This is a genomic window from Amycolatopsis sp. NPDC005003 (assembly GCF_053600695.1).
Map to the genome: position 1 here is coordinate 52,314 of NZ_JBSGAI010000018.1, position 16,388 is coordinate 68,701.

A 16,388-nucleotide genomic window follows, 5' to 3' on the forward strand; every position below is an offset into this window, starting at 1 on the left:
GCGGGAGACGCTCAGCGGCGCCGCTGGGCGAAGCCGTCGAGCAGGCAGTCGAGGCCGAGCTCGAAGCGGGAGTTCGCGGTGAGGTCCGGCATGTCCTCGAGCCACGCGGCGAGCGAGTCGTCGGCCATCTCGGCCGCGTGGGCCTGCAGGTCCTCGGTCGAGCCGATGGCGAACTGCTCGAGCATCACCAGCTCCCGGCTGACGCTCATCGCCGTGCCGGTGACGTAGTTGTCCAGCAGGGAGGCGTACGCGACGGCGGGTGACAGGCCCGCGCCGTCGAGGACGGTCAGCAGGAAGGCGGCCCGCCGCAGCGTCCGGGGGCCGAACGGCGGCCGGCCGTCCACGAGCTCGGCGTACCAGCGGTGCCTGCCGATCATCGCCCACAGGCTGGTCGCGAGCCCGCGCAGGTCGGCGCGCCAATCCCCGCTGGGGGCGGGTGGCACCGCGACCTCGGCCGATACCTCGTCGAGCATCAGGTCGACGAGGCCGTCCTTGTTCAGGACGTACCGGTACAGCGACATCGGTGTCGACACGCCCAGCGCGTCGGCCACCGCCCGCATGGTCAACGCGGCGACCCCGCCGGTGTCGGCGACCTCGATGGCCGCGCGCACGACCGCGGCGCGGGTCAGCGCGTTCTTCCGGCCCGGGGGCTCCGGGTGGTGCCAGATCAGGCGTGGTGGCATGCGCGGAGTGTACAGCGTACATTTCAAGTGTACGACGTACATTGCGAGGAGGAGCGCATGCGGCTCAGGGGGATCAACTACGACACCGGCTTCGGCGGCGCCGTCGGGGACCGGTCGCGCCGGGCGTTCGAGCCCGCGGTCGTGCGTCGGGAACTGGAGATCATCGCGGCGGACCTGCACTGCAATGCGGTCCGCATCAGCGGCGACGACCCGGACCGCCTCGTCGTGGCCGCGCACGCCGCGATCGACGCCGGGCTGCGCGTGTGGTTTTCGCCGTTCCCGATGGACCTCACCCCGCCGCGGCTGACGCCCTACTTCGCGGAGTGCGCCCGCCGGGCGGAGGAGATCCGGGCGCGGGACCCGGAAACCGTGCTCGTGCTCGGCTGCGAGATGTCGCTGTTCTGCGTCGGTTTCGTGCCCGGCGCCGTCCTGTTCGAGCGGCTGCGCAACGCGGCGGATCCCGCGGCCTGGGCCGGGTTCTCCCACGAGTGGGACTTCGGCACGGTGCTGGCGGACCTCGCCGCGACCGCGCGGCGGCACTTCGGCGGCCAGCTCACCTACGCGGCCGGGGACTGGGAAGAGATCGACTGGGCGGGCTTCGACTTCGCCGCCGTCAACCTGTACCGCTCGGCGGGCAACGCGGGTGACTTCGCCCGGCACGTCCGGGACCACGGAAGCCACGGGAAGCCGCTGGTGATCACGGAATTCGGCTGCTGCACCCACCGGGGCGCGGCCGACGCGGGCGGGACGGGGTGGACGATCGTCGACTTCGAGTCCGACCCGCGCGAGCTGAACGGCGACTACGTCCGCGACGAGGCCGGTCAGGCGGCGTACTTCACCGAGCTGATGGACGTCTTCGAGGCCGAAGGGGTGCACGGCGCGTTCTGGTTCACCTTCGCCGGCTACGAATGCCTGGCCCGGCCCGAGCCGCGGCGCGACCTCGACCTGGCGAGCTACGGCGTCGTCAAAGTCCTCGACGGACGGAGCGGCACGGCGTACCCGGGTCTGACGTGGGAGCCGAAGGAGGTCTTCCGCGCCGTCGCGGCCCGGTTCAGCCGGTGAGCGCTTCCTCCCGGGTGCCCGCGACGGCCAGCGCCTCGTGCAGGCCGGTCAGCCGGAGGGTGCGGCCGACCACGCCGGCTTCGGGGGCGACGACCCGGACCCGGGTGCCGGTGCCGGCCTCGCGGCGCGCCTCGAGCAGGGCCGTGATGCCGATGGAGGCCAGGAAGGACACCTCGGACAGATCGATGACCAGCAGTTCCGGCGCGTCGGCGAGAGCGGTGCTGATGCCGTCGCCGAGCACGGGGGCGCTGAGCAGGTCGACCTCGCCGGCCACGGCCAGCACGACCGCGCCGCCGGAGTGGTGGGCCGTGACGCGCAGGAGGTCCTGGGGCCGGACCTGATGGCCTTCAGCGGTCACGCTCACCCCTGGTCTGCATGCTGGGATCCCTTCTCCGTCGCCGCTCGAGTCCACTCCGGATCGGTACTACCCCGGTCGCCCGACGACGAAACATCCGGCAACGACCCGAACGCCGGTCACCCGGCGGTCGTGCCGCCCAGCGGCATCGCGGGCAGGCCGAGCTTGCGGTGGTCCCACGACCGCGTCCGGTCGACGTCGAGGCGGACGGCGACCCGCTTGGTGAGCATGAACTCGACCATCGGCCGGACCTCCTCGCTGTACGGGCCGTTGTACCGCTCCCAGACGTTGACGCCGACCGCCCACAGCGCGTCCGGGTCGTCGACGATCGTGGCGCGGCCCTCGAGGGCGACCCCGCGCAGCGCGTCGTAGGTGTCGCCGGTTTCGACCATCACGGTGACGCGGGGGTCGCGGCGCAGGTTCACGGCCTTCTGCGACTTGGCCTTGGTTTCGAACCACAGCACGCCGTCGAGCACGGCGTACCACATCGCGACGAGGTGCGGCTGGCCCGACGGGCCGACGGTGGCGAGGGTCGCGACGCGTTGCTCGTCGAGGAACCGGCCGACCTCGTCCGCGGACATGACGACCTGCGCGCGCTGGTTCACCCGTGCTCCTCCGTGAGAGATAGTCCAGAATGAGACTATGTCTCAGAGTGAACCGGAAGGCCTGGCCGTCCGCAAGAGGCGGGCGACGAACGCGCGGATCGCGGCGTCGGCGGCCCGGCTGGCGGGACGCCACGGTGTCACCGGCACGACGGTGGACCACATCGCGGCGGACGCCGAGGTCGCCCGCGCGACCTTCTTCCGCTACTACGACACCAAGGAAAGCGCCGTGGCGGCCGGGATCACCGGCCCGTGGCTGACGCTGGTCACCGCGGCGATCGCCCGGCAGCCGGCCGAGCTGACGCCGAAGGAGGCCCTGGTGGCGGCCTTCGGCGAGCTCGCGGCGGAGTTCCCGGCGCACGAGGACGCGATCCGGGAACTGGCCCGGCTCACCCGGACTTCGGCGACGCTGGCCGCGTGGACCGCGCAGGCGTACCAGCGGTACGAGCGGGCCATCGCGGAGCTGCTGGCGCCGCGGTTCCGGGACGGCGCGGAGCGGGACCCGCGCCCCCGCATGCTGGCGGCCTTGGCGATGGCGGCGGTCCGCATCTCGCTGGACGACTGGGTCGGCGGCGAGGGCGCCCTGCCGGACCTCATCGGCCGCGCGTTGGACGCGATCTCGGTGACCGGATAGGCATCTCGGGTGATTGCCGGGGCGACACGCGTGATCGGAGGGGCATCTCGCGGTCCGGCAAGGCATCTCGCGTGTCTGGAGGGGCATCACGCGGTCTGGCAAGGCATCTCGTGTGTCTGGAGGGGCATTACGCGTGTCTGGAGGGGCATCACGCGTGATTGGGGAGGCATCACGGTGATGGTCGAACCGGGTGGAGTCAGGGCAGGGGCTCGGCTCGGTAGCGCTTGATCCGGTCGGCCAGGTCCCGCGTGGCCGCGTCGCCCGGATGCCGGCCGAGCAGCCGTTCCAGCGGGGCCAGCCGGTCCTTCGGGCGGACCGAGCCCACCTGTCCCGCCAGGTCGAGCGCCTCTTCGCCGATCCGCGTGGCCTCCTCGAAATCGCCTCGCAGTGCGTGGTTCTGGGCCAGCATGATCAACGTCAACGACCGGCTTCGGGTCATGTCGGCCCCATAGCGGTCCGCCGCCTCGGTCAGCTGGGTGACCGCTTCGCCGCTGTGCCGGGCCGCCACCGCGGTGGCCAGCTCGGTGAGGACCGTGCCGCGCATCGCCGCCATGTCCGTTTCGCGGAAGAACGCCTCCCACGGCCTCGGTTCGGGCCACGACCCCGCTTCCGCGAACGCGGCCTCGGCCTCCGCCAGCCGGCTCAGGGCGGCGTGCTCGTCGCCGTCCATCGCGAACGCCCACGCCTCGTTCGCCGTGAGGATCGCCAGCGCCCGGCGGGAATCCGAACGCCGTGCGGCCGCCCGGCCCCGGGCGAACTCGGTCAGCGCGCCGTCGACGTCGTGGCGGTGCAGGTGCACGCGGCCGAGCCGGTAGCGGATGTTCGCCACCAGGCTGTCGTTGCCCGCCTCCGCCGCGATTTCCAGCGCGCGCCCGAACCGGTGGCGCGCCTGTTCGTCGCGGCCGATGTCGAACTCGGTCCAGCCGAGCAGGTTGTGCACGTCGGCCAGCACCGTGTGCAGCCTGCTCCGCAACGGATCCGGGACCGTGCCCCAGTGCAGCAGCAGGCTCGCCGTCTTGACCACCCGGACGGCGTCCCGGCAGAACCCGCCGCCCTGCCGGTAGTCCAGCGCGCGCAGGGTTCCGACGGCCGCTTCCAGCTGGGCGACGTCGGTGTCTTCGATGCTGATCGGAAGCGGGGAGCCATCGCCCATCGTCGTCACCATGACCTCACCTCGCGCAGCGTGCACGCACGTACGGTCCGTTGCCGGCGCTAGGGAAGTACCCAAGACGGGTGCGGCGGAAACGGCCGTCACCCGGCAGGGCGCAGGCGCCGGCCGATCCGAACGGCCCAGACCATGAGTAAGCGCTTTCTCAATGGCGACTTCGGGTCGGAGAAGCGCGAAAGTTTCGGGGGTTTTCACGGCTGGTTGACGCCCGCCGCGGGCGGACCTACCGTGCTGGTACCGGTTCAAGACCGCACTCCGGCCCGCGGGCTCCTCGAACGACCTCGGCAACTCGATCGAAGGAGATCGGATGACCGTGTCCCGCAGCGCCCGCCTCGCGACGGCGGCCCTGGCCCTGGTGACCTTCGTCCTGCCCGTACCCGCGGCTTCGGCCGCGAACTCCCTCACCGTGCTGGGTGCGGACGTCTCGACCGCCCAGCGGGCGCTCGACCTCGGCGCGAAGTACACCGACGCCGCCGGGGTGGCGCGCGATCCCCTCGACATCCTCAAAGGTGCCGGCGTCAACTACGTCCGCCTGCGCGTGTGGCACAACCCGCGCAGCGGCTACAACAACAAGGCCAAAGTGCTGCAGTACGCCCGTGCGGTGAAGGCCAGGGGGCTCAAGCTCCTGGTCGACTTCCACTATTCCGACACGTGGGCCGATCCCGGCACGCAGACCAAGCCCGCCGCCTGGGCGGCGCACCCCATCGGCCGGCTGCAGACCGATGTCCACGACTACACCTATGACGTCTGCTCCGGGCTCAAAGCCCAGGGCACAACACCGGACAGCGTGCAGATCGGCAACGAGATCAACGTCGGCATGCTGTGGAACGACGGAAAGGTCGTCGACAACGACTTCACGAACCTCGGCCTGCTGCTCAAGGCCGGGTACAACGCCACAAAAGCCTGCAACGGCGGCACGCAGGTGATCATCCACACCGCCGACGCCGACAGCGACGCGCACGCCCGCTGGTTCTACGACGGCATCCGGGCGCAGGGCGTCCCGTGGGACATCACCGGCCTGTCCTACTACTGTTACTGGCACGGCACGATGGCGAACCTGGCCGGTGTGGTGTCCGACGTCCGGTCGCGGTACGGCAAGCCGGTCGTGCTCGCCGAAACGGCGTACCCGTACACGACGGCCAACGACGACAGCACGCCGAACGTCATCTCGGCCGCGCAGCCGTGCGCCGGGTACCCGGCCACCCCGGCCGGGCAGGCGGCGAACTTCATCGCGGTCCAGGACACCGCCCGCGCCGCCGGTGCGATCGGGGTCTTCTACTGGGAACCCACCTGGTACGCGGTGAACGGCAACGGCTGGGATCCGGCCGACCTCGCCGGCTCGGGCAACGGCTGGGAGAACCAGGCCGTCTTCGACCGCTCCGGCCGGGTCAACCCGCAGATCCGCTGGCGAGCCTGACCGAACTGGAGAAAACGCTTTCTCACGATTCGTCGTGCGCAGCTTAACGTTAAGCAGATTGGCCGGTTTCTGTCTCGCCGCCGGTGTTCCGACCGTGTCAGCCGTGTTACCGTGAGAGCGCTCCCAGCCTGAAACTTTCCTGTCGAGTCCTGCTCCAGGAGGTCGGTGAATGAACTGGCGATTCCTCCGTGCGCTCGTGGCCGCCTTGCTCGCGGCCACCGCTGCCGTCGCCCCCGCCGCGGCCACGCCGGCGCGGGGCCCGGACGCGCCCGCCGCGAGCGGCCTGCACGTCGACGGCACCCGGATCCTCGAAGCCACCGGCTCGCCGTTCGTGATGCGCGGGGTGAACCACGCCTACGTCTGGTACCCGGGCCGGAACCGCGCCTTCGCCGACATCAAGTCCTTCGGCGCCAACACGGTCCGGGTCGTGCTCGGCAGCGGGCAGCGGTGGGGGCCGACCCCGGCCGCCGAAGTCACCGGCGTCATCGGGCTGTGCAAGCAGAACCGGCTGATCTGCGTCCTCGAAGTGCACGACACCACCGGCTACGGCGAACAAAGCGGGGCCGCCACCCTCGACCAGGCAGCGAGCTACTGGATCAGCGTCGCCGGCGCACTCAAGGGCCAGGAGAACTACGTCGTCATCAACCTGGGCAACGAGCCGTTCGGCAACGACCAGCAGGTGAGCGCCACCTGGACGGCCGCGACGGGCAACGCCGTCAAGCGGTTGCGGGCCGCCGGGCTGCAGCACCTGCTGATGGCCGACGCGCCGATGTGGGGCCAGGACTGGCAGAACGTCATGCGCGACAACGCAAGTACGATGTTCGCGGCCGACCCACAGCACAACACCGTGTTCTCCATCCACATGTACGGCGTCTACGACACCGCGGCCGAAATCAACGCGTACTTCGACGCGTTCCGCACCGCCGGGCTGCCGCTGGTCGTCGGCGAGTTCGGGAACACGCACACCGACGGCAACCCGGACGAAGACACGATCATGGCCCAGGCGCAGGCTCGTGGCCTCGGTTACCTCGGCTGGTCGTGGAGCGGCAACAGCAGCGAGGTCGCCTACCTCGACATGACGACCAACTTCGACCCGGCCGCCCTGACGCCGTGGGGCGAGCGGTTCCTCAACGGGGCCAACGGGGTCCGGCAGACCTCGAAGGAAGCCACCGTCTACGGCGGCGGCCAGGCGGACACCCAGGCCCCGTCCGTCCCGGGCACCCCGGCCGTCTCGGCCGTGACGTCGAACAGCGCCACGCTGAGCTGGGCCGCGTCGACCGACGACGTCGGCGTCACCGGCTACGACGTCCTCCGCGCGCCGGGGGCGAGCGGAGGCACCTTCGCCGTGGTCGGCTCGACCGCGACGACGTCGTACACCGACAGCGGGCTGACGGCTTCGAGCACGTACCGCTACCAGGTGCGGGCCCGGGACGCCGCGGGCAACACCTCGGCCCTGTCCGGGGTCGCGACGGCGACGACGAGCGCGGGCGGCGGGACCGGGGCGTGCAAGGTGACCTACTCGGCCTCGAACTGGGGTGGCGGCAACGGGTTCACCGCCAACGTCACCATCACGAACACGGGCACGAGCGCGGTCACCGGCTGGACGCTGGCCTTCACCTTCGCCGGCGGCCAGCAGGTGACGCCGCCCGGCTGGGGTGCCACCTTCGCCCAGTCCGGCAGTGCCGTGGCCGCCGAGAGCCTGAGCTGGAACGGCACGCTGGCGCCGAACGCCTCGACCGGCATCGGCTTCAACGGCACCCACAGCGGATCCAACCCGGCGCCGACGGCGTTCACGCTCAACGGCGGCCCCTGCGCGGCCGGCTGACCCACCATCCACTCGGGACAACCTGGAACGGAGTAGTCATGCGTGACTTCGGCAGGCGGCTCGTGCTGGCCGCCGCGGGCGTGGTGGCGGCGGGGCTGGTGCCCGCCCCGGCCGCCGGCGCGGTCGTGCCGCAGATCGACAAGCTGAACCGCGGGGTGATCAGCGTCCACGCGGCACAGGGCAACACGGTCGGCTGGCGGCTGCTCGCCGACGACCCGGCCGGGGTGGCGTTCAACGTCTACCGCGACGGCACCAGGGTGACCGCGAACCCGGTCAGCGGGCCGACGAGCTTCGTGGACGCGGGTGCGCCCGCGGGGGCCCGGTACACCGTGCGCGCGGTGGCCGGCGGGGTCGAGCGGGTGTCCGCCTTCGCCGAGGCGGACTCGCTGGCCCTGACCAGCGGCGCCGCCGCGAACACCCGGGACGTGCCGATCCAGCCGCCGGCCGGGGGCACCACCCCGGCCGGGGAGAGCTACACCTACACCGCGAACGATGCCGGCGCGGGTGACCTGGACGGCGACGGCCAGTACGAACTCGTGCTGAAGTGGGATCCCACCAACGCCAAGGACAACTCGCAGTCCGGCTACACCGGCAACGTCTACGTCGACGCCTACCGGCTCGACGGCACCCGCCTCTGGCGGATCGACCTGGGCCGCAACATCCGGGCCGGCGCGCACTACACGCAGTTCCAGGTCTTCGACTACGACGGCGACGGCAGGGCCGAGGTCGCGATGAAGACCGCGGACGGCACCCGGTCCGGCACCGGCCAGGTGATCGGCAGCGCGAGCGCCGACTACCGCAACTCGAGCGGGTACGTCCTGTCCGGCCCCGAGTTCCTGACGATGTTCAACGGGCAGACCGGTGCCGCGGTGGCCACGGTGAACTACGACCCGCCGCGCGGCACGGTGTCCTCCTGGGGTGACAGCTACGGCAACCGGGTGGACCGGTTCCTGGCCGGGACGGCCTACCTGGACGGCGCCCGGCCGAGCCTGATCATGAGCCGCGGCTACTACACGCGCACGGTGATCGCGGCCTGGGACTTCCGCGGCGGCGCGCTCACCGAGCGGTGGAAGTTCGACTCCAACTCGGCCGGCGCGCAGTACACCGGCCAGGGCAACCACCAGCTGGCCATCGCGGACGCCGACGGCGACGGCCGCGACGAGATCGTCTTCGGCGCCATGGCGATCGACGACAACGGCAGTCCACTGTGGAACACGCGGCTGGGGCACGGCGACGCCATGCACGTCGGCGACCTGATCCCGGCCCGGCCCGGGCTGGAAGAGTTCAAGGTGGACGAGGACAAGTCCAAGCCCGCCGCCTGGATGGCCGACGCGAGGACCGGGCAGATCATCTGGCAGAACGCCTCCTGCAACTGCGACAACGGGCGCGGCGTCTCGGACGACATCTACGCCGGCAGCCCCGGCGCCGAATCGTGGTCGTCCGCGGTGTCCGGGCTGCTGAACACCGGCGGCCAGAACATCGGGCGCAAGCCGTCGTCGGCGAACTTCGTCATCTGGTGGGACGGCGACGCCCAGCGCGAGCTGCTGGACGGCACGCACATCGACAAGTACGGCACCGGCGGTGACACCCGGCTGCTCACGGCGTCCGGTGTGCACGCGAACAACGGCACGAAGAACACGCCGTCGCTGCAGGCCGACCTGTTCGGCGACTGGCGCGAGGAGGTCGTCTGGCCGACCTCGGACAACCGGGCGCTGCGGATCCACTCCACCACGGACCCGACGAGCATCTCGCACGTGTCGCTGATGCAGGACCGGGCGTACCGCGAGGCCGTGGCCTGGCAGAACACGGCCTACAACCAGCCACCGCACCCGGGTTTCGCGCTGGCGGGGTGACGGGTAACCGGCCGGCACCACGAGACGGGAGGCGGCCATGGCGATCAGGCTCGGCAGCACGGTGATCAACTGCACCGACCTCGACACCATGACCCGCTTCTGGAGCGCGGCGCTGGGCCTCGAGCCGACGTCCGAGGACGACGATTTCCGCCTGCTGCGCGGCCGGTACGTCAACCTGTCGCTGCAGCGGTCCTCGACGCCGGTGCCGAGGCGCGACCAGATGCACCTGGATCTCTACGCCGACGACCAGCGGCAGGAGGTCGACCGGCTGATCGGCCTGGGCGCGCGGTTCGTGCGCCACGTCGACGACGACCCGGCCGACGACTGGGTCGTCCTGGCCGACCCGGAGGACAACCTGTTCTGCGTCTGCGTCAAACCGGCGGAGGAGGTCCGCGACCCCGGCGCGCGGGCGGGGCGGCCGGGAGCCGGTCCGGCGGCGTAGTCTCGATCCGTGCTGAAGCCGACCTCGCGGGAGCGCGGACCGTTTTCGCCGGCCCGCGACCACGTGTGCCGGGGCTACCGGCGGCGCGGAGACTTCGTGGCCCACGCGCAGGAGTTCTTGGCCGAGGGCCTGGCGGCCGGCGAGCGGGTGCTGTACGTCGCCCCGGGTGACGAGGCCGCGCTCACCGGGCAGCTGCGGGCGGACGAGCGGTGCGACGAGGGCCTGGACCGCGGGGCGGTCCAGGTCGCTTCGGTCGACGCGACCTACGCCACGGACGCCGTCGTCGATCCGGCCGGCCAGGTCGAGCGTTACGCCGCGGCGACGTCCGAAGCACTGGCGGCCGGGTTCACCGGGTTGCGCGTCGCGGCCGACGCGACGTCGCTGGTGCGCACGCCGGCTCAGGTGGACGCCTTCGCCCGCTACGAGCACCTGGTGGACCACTACATGGCCGGCCACCCGATGTCGGCGATGTGCGGCTACGACCTGGCCGAGCTCGGCGGCGACGTCGTCGCGCAGCTCGCGTGCATGCACCCCACCGCCCACGAGGGCGGGGCCCCGTTCCACCTGCACGGTCACGCGCGGGACGGCAGCGCCGCGGCGCTCGACGGGGAGCTGGACGTGGAGTCCCGCCGGCTCTGGCCGCTGGCGCTGGAGCGCGCCGGCCTGCGGGCGGAGGGAGGCACGGTCGCCATCGACGCCGCCGGGCTGGGTTTCGTCGACCACCGGAGCCTGGTCGCGCTGGCCGGCTACGCCGAGCGGCACGCCACCACGGTGGTCCTGCGGACGAAGCTGTCCACCCCGGCCCGGCTGGTCGAGCTGCTGGACCTGGCCGGGGTGCGCGTGGAGCGGGCCGCATGAGCGAGCTTGCGAGCGAATCATCCGACACTGCGCTTCCCGCTCAGGGCGCACCGAGCGTCAGCGAGGTGTGCGCATGAGCGCCGCGGGTTACGACCACGCCGCCGTCCACTACCGCGGCCACGACGAGCTGCTCGCCGTCGCCGTGCCGTTCCTGGAAGGCGGGCTGGCCGCCGGCGAGCCGACGCTGGTGTCGCTGGAGCCGGAACGCGCCGAGCTGGTGCGCGACGCCCTGCCGCCGTCCGCGCGGGTGGACTACCTGTCCACCGGTGACCTGTACGCGCGGCCCGCCGCCGCGATCAAGTCCTACCGCGAGCTGCTGGCCGGGTTCGTCGCCGGTGGCGCGGCCGGGATCCGCATCTTCGGCGAAATCCCGCAGGCCGCGATCGACACGTCCTGGGACTGGTGGGCCCGCTACGAGTCGGCGGTCAACCACGCCTACGGCGAGTTCCCGCTGCGCAGCATGTGCGCCTACGACACCGGCACGACGCCGCGGCACGTCCTCGACGACGTGGCCCGCACGCACCCCTTCGTCGCCACCCCCGGTGGGCACCACCCGAACACCGGCTACGTCGACCCGCTGTCGTTCCTGACCGACCCGCGGCCGATGACGCCGCTGCCGATCGAGAGCACGGCACCGCGCGCCGAGCTGGCGGATCCCCGGCCTTCGGACGCGCGCCGGGCGGTGCTGGCCACCGCACCGGTGGACCTGGCGGCGGCCGAGGTCGACGACCTCGTGCTGGCGGTGAGCGAGATCGTGGACAACGCGCTCCGCCACGGCCGCCCGCCGGTCCGGGTGCGGATCTGGGCGGACGCGGGCCAGATGGTGGTCTCGGTGCACGACGCGGGGCCCGGCCCGGCCGACCCGTTCGCCGGGTTGCTCCCGGCGGACCGCAGCATCGGTGGCCGGGGGTTGTGGATCGCGCACCAGATCTGCAGCGAGGTGACCCTGCACCGCGACGACACCGGCTTCACCGCCCGCCTGACGGCGGGCCGCCCATGGTGACGCGGGGAGTTCCTGGGGCGGCCGGGATCGCTTGCCTGCGCCGCACCGGCCCGCGATCGTCGTAGCCGCGAGCCGCGAGCCGCGAGCCGCGAGCCGCGAGCCGTTCAGGCGCAGCGGGGCTGTCCCGGGCAACTCCGCAGCAGCTTGACGATCGGCGCGGCCGGCACCTTCTCGTCCGGCTCCGGCATCCCCTGCGGCCACGAAATCGACAGCGCCACCGCCGAAGAATTGTTGCCGTAGTTCGTTTCCAGCAGCGTCCGGTCCGCGTTCACCGTGTTCACCAGGTCGTACGTCCCGGTCGGGACCCCGGTGATGTCCAGCCACTGGAAGTCCACGCCGTACTTGTAGTCGTCGCCGGCGCCGACCGAAATGCCCTCCAGCACCTCGAGCGCGGTGGGTTCGTGGTGGCGGCACATGTTGCCGCGCAGGGTTTCGGCGAGGTCGGCGTCCGCGCCCGTGTCGCCCGGGAGGTTCCGCAACCGGCCGGCGTCGTGCACCCGGAACCGGTCGCCGAGGCAGAAGCCGTTCTTGCGGTCGGTGACCACCGTCCTGCCCTGCCGGGAAACCAGCGCGAAGTGCTCGAAGTTCATCAGGTGCCAGTGCTGGTGGGCGAGCGCGGGCTCGTAGTACGTGAAAGCCCCGGTTTCGCGCTGCGCCGCCGCGTAACCGCCCGGGATCGAGCCGTCCGTGCCGTTGCGCAGCGCCTGCCGGACCGTCATGGTCTCCTGCTTCGTGCTGTCGCGGCGGCCGTACAGCAGCAGCGGCCCGTCGCCGACGTTCTCTTCCGCACTGGTGAACCGCAACCGGACGGCCTTCGCCGCCGAAGGCGCGACGCAGCGGCCGTTGGGCGCGGCCGGGTCGACCACCGGGCAGACGTCCCAGGCCGTGCACAGCGGGAGTTCGCCGGAACTGCCGCCGGCGCATCCCGGCGGGGCCTGGCGGAGGTCGGGGAGCAGGAGGTTCGGCGCCGCGTCGGCACGGGGAGCGGAGGCGGAAACGGTGGCCGCGAGCGCCGCGAGCGCCAGAACCGCGAATTTCTTGAGCAACAGCGGGCCGTCCTGTCCGGTATTCCGATCGGGGTCATTCTAGGGTGTCCGCAATTCCCCGGTGCGACACCGCGGCGTCACACGATCGACTGAGTCTCCGCCGTTTGTGCGGTTCCGGTGAGTAGCGTGCGGCGAACTCATCGCCCGAAAGGACCGCACCGCATGTCGACGACCACCGCAGATTTCCGTGACGCCACCGGGAGTTCCCCGGCGGTGCGAGCCGCCGGAACGGGCGGGATCACGCTGGTCTGCGGCACGCGGCCGGAGCTGATCAAGCTCGCCCCGCTGATGCGGGTGTTCGGCGACGGGTGCGCGGTCGTCTACACGGGACAGCACTACGACCGGTCGCTGTACGCGCGCATCCGCGCGGACCTGCCGCCGTCCGACCGGTTCCACGAACTCGGCGTCGGCGCCGGCCGCCGCGGCGGTCAGCTCGGCCGGACGGTCAGCGCGGTCGACGAGGTGCTGGCGGACCGGCCGGGCCGGGTGGTGGTCGTCCAGGGCGACACGACGTCCGCGCTCGCCGGCGCGCTCGCCGCCAACGCGCACGACCTGCCGCTGGTGCACGTCGAAGCCGGGCTGCGCAGCCACGACCGGGCGATGCCCGAGGAGCACAACCGCGTGCTGATCGACCACCTCGCCGACCTGTGCTGCGCGCCGACCGAGCTCAACCGCACCAACCTCCTGTCGGAGAACGTGCCGTCCGAACGGATCGCCGTCACCGGCAACACCGTGGTCGAAGCGCTGCAGGCCGCGCTCCCGGCCGCCGAAGACCGGCGGGCGGTGCTGGCGGCCCGCGGGCTGGAGCGCGACCGGTTCGTGCTGGCGACGATCCACCGCCCGGAGAACGTCGACGACCCCGGGCGGCTGGCGGTGATCCTGCGCGAGCTGGGCCGCCTGCCGCTGCCGGTGGTGTTCCCGCTGCACCCCCGCACGGCGAAGAGCATCGAGCGGTCCGGCCTGCGGCACCTGCTCGACCCGCTGGTCGAGCTGGAGCCCCAGGCGTACCCGGCCTTCCTGGCGCTGGCCGCGGAGGCGGCGGTGCTCGTGTCGGATTCCGGTGGCATCCAAGAGGAAGCGAGTGTCCTCAAGCGACCGGTGGTGGTGGTCCGGCGCAGCACCGAGCGCCCCGAGATCGCGGGCACGTTCGGGACGCGGGTGCTCCCGGGCCCGTCGATCGGCACGGAGGTCGCCCGCTGGCTCGACGACGTGGCCGCCCACCGCGACCGCCTCCGCACCCTGCCGTCACCGTACGGCGACGGATCCGCCTCCGCCCGGATCGCGACGGCGCTGGGTGCGCTCCTCGATCAGCGGGCCGGTGCGACCGCGGGCTGATCCGCCACCAGGCTCACCACGTCGTTCGCCAGCCGGACGCTCGAGTTCCAGCTCGTGACGTCCGGGTAGACGTGGGCGGTGGTGGCCAGCAGGAGGCCGGTGCCGTCCACGGTCACCGGCGGCCGCGCGGCCAGGTAGCCCAGCGGGTACACCGGTTCGACGAAGGGTGCCTTGAACACCCGCACCTCTTCGACGTCGTCCGCGCCGAGTTCCGGGTACAGCCCGCGCAGCTGGGCCGACCAGCGGGCCGCGATCGCGGCGTCGTCGTCGAGGTAGAGCTGCGAGTCGCGGTCCGTGTAGCGCATGACGTACACGAGGTGGCGGCCGTCGCAGGTGCCGGCGAGCGCGGACATCGCGACGACCCCGTCGAACTCGGTGCCCGAACGCAGCACCGGTGTCCAGTAGTGCTCGGTGACCGGCTGCCGGAGGAAGAAAACGCCGGTGACCACGCCCTGGTAGGGCAGCTCCACCCGGGGCAGCCGGGTGGCGAGCGCGTCGTCGGCGATGCGCCGCAGCAGGGGCAGCGGCACCGTGGAGACGACCTGGTCGGCGTCCAGGACCTCGCCGCCGGTCAGGGTGAGGACCGAGCGGCCGCCCGTGCTGTGCAGCCGCCGGACCGGCGTCGAGGTGCGCACGACGCCGCCGGCCCGCTCGATCGATGCCCGCAGTGCGTCGATGATCGTCTTGTAGCCGCCGTCCGGGTAGCCGCGGGTGGCGACGTTGCGCTCGCGGCCCAGCCGCTGCCACAGGTACAGCGCGGGAACGTCGCCGAAGGCCGTCCCGAACTTCGAGCCGAACATCGGCGCGAAGAGCGTTTCCCAGACGACGTCCCCGTAGAGCCCGCGCAGCCAGTCCTCGGTGCGGAGGGTGTCGAGGTCGCGGCCCTTCCCCAGCCGGCGCAGCAGCAGCGAAACCACGCCGAAGCGCACGCGGTCGGGCAGCCGCAGCGGCGAGAAGCGCAGCAGGTCGAGGGGGGAGTTGAACGGGTGGTGGCGGCCGTCGACGACCATCCCCATCGTCGTTTCGCGCCACTGCACCGCGTCCCGCAGGCCCAGCTCGCCCAGCAGCGCCAGCAGGCTCGCGTCGGACGGCATGATGCAGTGGTAGAAGCGCTCGACCCACCGGTCGCCGTCGGCGAAGAACGTGCCGAGGCCGCCGAGCTGGTCGCTGCTTTCCAGCAGGGTCACGCGGGTGCCGCGGCGGGCGAGGCGGTGGGCGGCGGCGAGGCCGCAGATGCCGCCGCCGATGACGGCGACGTGCGCGGAGTCGGGAGGGGTCACCGGGTCACAGCTTCCGGTAGGGCGCCGGGCTCAGCCGGTCGCGGACGAGCAGTTTCAGGTATTGGACGACGGTCCGCCGCAGCTTCAGCTTGCTGGGGCCCTGCTTGCGGTCGTACCGCAGGGCCAGCGGGACCTCGGTGATCACCGGGCGGCAGTGGCGGAGCTTGAGCAGCAGCTCCACCATGCAGGCGAAGCCCTGCTCCTCGATGAGCCGCTCGCCCCAGTGCGCGGAGGCGCGCGCCAGCAGCGACGCCCGGTAGGCGCGGTAGCCGCTGGTGAAGTCCCGGACGCCGTCGACGTCGAGGGCGCGGTGGAACAGCTGTGCCGCGCCGCGGGAAAGCAGCCGCCGCCCGAACGGCGCGGTCCGGTCGTCGCCGCCCGGGACGAACCGGGAGCAGATGGCGACGTCGGCGCCGGCGGTGATCTCCGCCTGCAGCGTGCGGATCAGCGCCGGGTCGTGCGTGTCGTCGGCGTCCATCACGACGACGACGTCGTCGGGGCTCGCCTCTTCCAGCGCCGCCCGGAGCCCGGACTGCACCGCGCGGCCGAGCCCGAGGTTCACCAGGTGCCGCACGACGCGGACGTCGAGCCCGCCGTAGCCGGATTCGGCCACGGCGATCGTGGCGTCGGCGGAGCCGTCGTCGACGACCCAGACGGTGATCTGCTCGGTGCGGGCCACGTCGGCGAGCCGGCGCAGCAGCGGCGGCAGGGACGCTTCTTCGTTGAACGCGGGCAGCACGACGTGCGCCCGCCCGCCGGTCCGGCCCGCACTGCGCTCCGGTTCGGACGGTTTGGCTTCATACAGTGTGGACATTGTGGCCAGGG

At 72.2% G+C, this 16,388-nt stretch carries 16 protein-coding genes; 9 read left to right on the plus strand and 7 right to left on the minus strand.

What is annotated here, in order from left to right; translation table 11 throughout:
* Window positions 1-11: 11 nt before the first annotated feature.
* Window positions 12-683, minus strand: a complete 672-nt coding sequence (locus ACWED2_RS21795) for a TetR/AcrR family transcriptional regulator (RefSeq protein WP_449692300.1) — start codon at window positions 681-683, stop codon at window positions 12-14.
* 57 nt (window positions 684-740) lie between these two features.
* Between ACWED2_RS21795 and ACWED2_RS21800 the strand changes: the two genes are divergently transcribed.
* On the plus strand, window positions 741-1,745 hold the full coding sequence (locus ACWED2_RS21800; protein ID WP_449692301.1) for a hypothetical protein: 1,005 nt from the start codon (window positions 741-743) through the stop codon (window positions 1,743-1,745).
* Here ACWED2_RS21800 and ACWED2_RS21805 read toward each other — a convergent pair.
* Both ACWED2_RS21805 and ACWED2_RS21810 read right to left on the minus strand, forming a co-directional pair.
* Window positions 1,735-2,103 (minus strand): STAS domain-containing protein, encoded by a 369-nt coding sequence (locus ACWED2_RS21805; RefSeq protein WP_449692302.1) that lies wholly within the window; start codon window positions 2,101-2,103, stop codon window positions 1,735-1,737. The two genes, ACWED2_RS21800 and ACWED2_RS21805, sit on opposite strands and share 11 nt — an antisense overlap.
* Window positions 2,104-2,219: 116 nt before the next feature.
* Entirely contained in the window at window positions 2,220-2,705 is a 486-nt protein-coding gene (locus tag ACWED2_RS21810; protein WP_449692303.1) for a pyridoxamine 5'-phosphate oxidase family protein, read from the minus strand.
* Window positions 2,706-2,742: 37 nt separating this feature from the next.
* On the opposite strand from ACWED2_RS21810, the gene ACWED2_RS21815 reads away from it, so the two are divergent.
* Window positions 2,743-3,336: an acyl-CoA-like ligand-binding transcription factor gene (locus ACWED2_RS21815; protein WP_449692304.1), complete on the plus strand. Its 594-nt coding sequence runs from the start codon at window positions 2,743-2,745 to the stop codon at window positions 3,334-3,336.
* A gap of 196 nt (window positions 3,337-3,532) precedes the next feature.
* Here the strand turns inward: ACWED2_RS21815 and ACWED2_RS21820 are convergent, their stop codons facing one another.
* Window positions 3,533-4,501 (minus strand): hypothetical protein, encoded by a 969-nt coding sequence (locus tag ACWED2_RS21820; protein ID WP_449692305.1) that lies wholly within the window; start codon window positions 4,499-4,501, stop codon window positions 3,533-3,535.
* 310 nt (window positions 4,502-4,811) lie between these two features.
* Here ACWED2_RS21820 and ACWED2_RS21825 point away from each other — a divergent pair, with 310 nt between their 5' ends.
* The 6 genes from ACWED2_RS21825 (at window position 4,812) to ACWED2_RS21850 (ending at window position 11,902) form a co-directional block, all read left to right on the plus strand.
* On the plus strand, window positions 4,812-5,921 hold the full coding sequence (locus tag ACWED2_RS21825) for a glycoside hydrolase family 53 protein (RefSeq protein WP_449692306.1): 1,110 nt from the start codon (window positions 4,812-4,814) through the stop codon (window positions 5,919-5,921).
* Between the two features lie 169 nt (window positions 5,922-6,090).
* Complete coding sequence (locus tag ACWED2_RS21830) at window positions 6,091-7,746, plus strand: cellulase family glycosylhydrolase (protein WP_449692307.1); 1,656 nt, start codon at window positions 6,091-6,093, stop codon at window positions 7,744-7,746.
* A gap of 38 nt (window positions 7,747-7,784) precedes the next feature.
* Complete coding sequence (locus ACWED2_RS21835) at window positions 7,785-9,599, plus strand: rhamnogalacturonan lyase (protein WP_449692308.1); 1,815 nt, start codon at window positions 7,785-7,787, stop codon at window positions 9,597-9,599.
* A 37-nt stretch (window positions 9,600-9,636) separates the two neighbouring features.
* Window positions 9,637-10,041 carry a VOC family protein gene (locus ACWED2_RS21840; protein ID WP_449692309.1) on the plus strand — a complete coding sequence of 135 codons (405 nt, stop codon included), beginning with the start codon at window positions 9,637-9,639 and terminating at the stop codon, window positions 10,039-10,041.
* Between the two features lie 9 nt (window positions 10,042-10,050).
* Entirely contained in the window at window positions 10,051-10,899 is an 849-nt protein-coding gene (locus tag ACWED2_RS21845) for an MEDS domain-containing protein (protein WP_449692310.1), read from the plus strand.
* Window positions 10,900-10,972: 73 nt separating this feature from the next.
* On the plus strand, window positions 10,973-11,902 hold the full coding sequence (locus ACWED2_RS21850) for an anti-sigma factor RsbA family regulatory protein (RefSeq protein WP_449692311.1): 930 nt from the start codon (window positions 10,973-10,975) through the stop codon (window positions 11,900-11,902).
* A 104-nt stretch (window positions 11,903-12,006) separates the two neighbouring features.
* Here ACWED2_RS21850 and ACWED2_RS21855 read toward each other — a convergent pair whose 3' ends face one another.
* Window positions 12,007-12,948, minus strand: a complete 942-nt coding sequence (locus ACWED2_RS21855; RefSeq protein WP_449692312.1) for a lysyl oxidase family protein — start codon at window positions 12,946-12,948, stop codon at window positions 12,007-12,009.
* 162 nt (window positions 12,949-13,110) lie between these two features.
* Between ACWED2_RS21855 and wecB the strand changes: the two genes are divergently transcribed.
* A complete protein-coding gene (wecB, locus tag ACWED2_RS21860; RefSeq protein WP_449692313.1) occupies window positions 13,111-14,283 on the plus strand; it encodes a non-hydrolyzing UDP-N-acetylglucosamine 2-epimerase in 1,173 nt (390 codons plus the stop codon).
* On the opposite strand, the gene ACWED2_RS21865 is transcribed toward wecB, so the two are convergent.
* Together ACWED2_RS21865 and ACWED2_RS21870 are read right to left on the minus strand one after the other, a co-directional pair.
* The gene (locus ACWED2_RS21865; RefSeq protein ID WP_449692314.1) at window positions 14,256-15,563 is read right to left on the minus strand and encodes an NAD(P)/FAD-dependent oxidoreductase; all 1,308 of its coding nucleotides are present in this window, start codon (window positions 15,561-15,563) and stop codon (window positions 14,256-14,258) included. The genes wecB and ACWED2_RS21865 overlap by 28 nt on opposite strands.
* A gap of 4 nt (window positions 15,564-15,567) precedes the next feature.
* Window positions 15,568-16,377, minus strand: coding sequence for a glycosyltransferase (locus tag ACWED2_RS21870; protein ID WP_449692315.1), 810 nt, complete (start codon window positions 16,375-16,377; stop codon window positions 15,568-15,570).
* Between the last annotated feature and the right edge of the window lie 11 nt (window positions 16,378-16,388).